This is a genomic window from Herbaspirillum sp. B65 (assembly GCF_000333555.1).
Classification (GTDB): Bacteria; Pseudomonadota; Gammaproteobacteria; order Burkholderiales; family Burkholderiaceae_D; genus Herbaspirillum; species Herbaspirillum rubrisubalbicans.
This window is the reverse complement of sequence record NZ_BADI01000032.1, coordinates 1-1,863: the sequence shown is the minus strand read 5'-3', so window position 1 is coordinate 1,863 and position 1,863 is coordinate 1. Positions and strand designations below refer to the sequence as shown.

The window sequence follows — 1,863 nt, the reverse complement described above, 5'->3', positions numbered from 1 at the left end:
ATGCTGCAGCGCCTGAAATTGCCGATCGGCTGCCAAAACTGTACCCTCGTCTTGATGTACTCGGCCGTGATTTCCATGACCGCTTCCATCACGCCCAGCATCTGCGCGACCGTGCCCAGCGTGGCGCGGTCGACCGCCTCCTCAAGCACCGGCATCGCATCGGCCAACACCAGGGTCGCCCTGGCGCCGTCGAAGGCGATGTCGGCCGCGCGCGCGCCGTCCAGCACCCGGTAGTCGGTCCGCGTCACGCCGGATGCGCCGGCGTCGACCAGGAACAACGCGCAGGCGCCATCCAGACCCGCCGTCACCAGCAACTGGCCGGCCACGGCCGCGCCCATTACCAGCGTCTTTGCACCATCGATGCGGTAGCCGTCGGCCGTGCGCTGCGCCGTCGTTCGCGCGGTGCAGCCAACCCGGAAGCGACTGCCGGCTTCGCTGTCAGCCAGGGCCAGCAGCGCACTGCCGTCGGCCAGGCGCGGCAGCAGATCGCTGCGCAGCGCCTCTACCCCGCTGCGATCGACGATGCGGGTGCACAGCACTGCCGAGTGCAGATAGGGTTCGAGCACCATGGCGCGTCCCATGGCCTCGATCAGCAGCGCGCTGTCGACGAAACCCAAGCCCAGCCCGCCGGCATCCTCCGGTAATTCCAGTGCCAACCAGCCGAGGTCGGCGAACTGCTGCCACATCGAGGCGCGGAATGCTTGCGGTTCGCGCGCGATCGCGCAGCGCGTATCGAAATCATAGGCCTCGCGCAGGAAGCGTTCGGCGCCGTCACGCAGCATCTGCTGCTCTTGTGTGAGATTGAAGTCCATGATCAGAGTCCGAACGCCAGCCTGGCAATGATGTTTTTCTGCACTTCGAGGGCACCGCCATAGATGGTCGAAGCGCGCGCGATCAGATAGCCCGCGGTGCGGCCAGGTACATACGACGGCCACAGCAAGGTGTCGCTGTCCTCGTCGTGCTCGTAGAAGCGCAGCGCGCGCGGTCCCATCGCATCGACCTGCAGCTCGGTAACGCGCTGCTGCATCAGCGAACCGCGCACCTTCAGTGCCGAGACGACGGCGTCGGCGTTATGCCGGTTGTTTTCTTCGGCCAGCACGCGCAGGACCGACCACTCCAGTGCCAGCAGGTCGGTCTCGACGCGCGCCAGCTTGCGTGCGAACTCGGGTGTCTCAAGCAGCGGCACGCCGTCGACCAGCTCACCGCGCGCGATCTCGCGCACCCGTTCGAGTTCGCGTTTGTTGAAGTAGAGGAAGGCGCTGGTAGTGCGTTCCTTGCCCAGCAAGTACTTGGCATATGTCCAGCCCATTCCCGGCTCGCCCACGAGGTGGCTGCGCGGCACGCGCACATTGTCGAGGAAAACCTCGTTCAGGCCGCGTCCGCCTTCGATCGAAATGATCGGGCGGACGGTGATGCCGGGTGTGTCCATCTTGACCAGGATGAACGAGATGCCACGCTGCGGCTTGACAGTCGTGTCAGTACGCACCAGGAAAAACCCCCATTCGGCTTGGACTGCGTCGCTCGTCCACACTTTCTGACCATTGATCACATATTCGTCACCGTCGAGCACTGCGGTGGTACGCAGGTTGGCCAGGTCCGAACCGGCATTCGGTTCGGAAAAGCCCTGGCACCAGAATTCCTCGCCCGACAGGATGGTTGGCAGGAAGCGCTGCTTCTGCCATTCCGAGCCGAAGGCAATCAGCACAGGCGCCACCATGTGCAGCGACTGCCAGCCGTAATCGAGGCCGTCCGCGTTGTAGAGTTCCTCCATGAATATGTGCTTGCGTACGGGGCTCCAGTCGACGCCGCCGTATTCTTTTGGCCAGTGCGGCGCGCCCCACCCCTTGGGTGCAGGATGCCCTG

Annotated in this window: 2 protein-coding genes; both read right to left on the bottom strand. The window is 64.6% G+C overall.

What is annotated here, in order from left to right; genetic code table 11:
- A partial coding sequence (locus I5W_RS00665) for an acyl-CoA dehydrogenase family protein (protein WP_044527809.1) occupies nucleotides 1-812 on the bottom strand: 812 nt, incomplete at its 3' end.
- A 2-nt stretch (nucleotides 813-814) separates the two neighbouring features.
- On the bottom strand, nucleotides 815-1,863 hold a 1,049-nt coding region (locus I5W_RS00660; RefSeq protein ID WP_044527810.1), incomplete at its 5' end, for an acyl-CoA dehydrogenase family protein.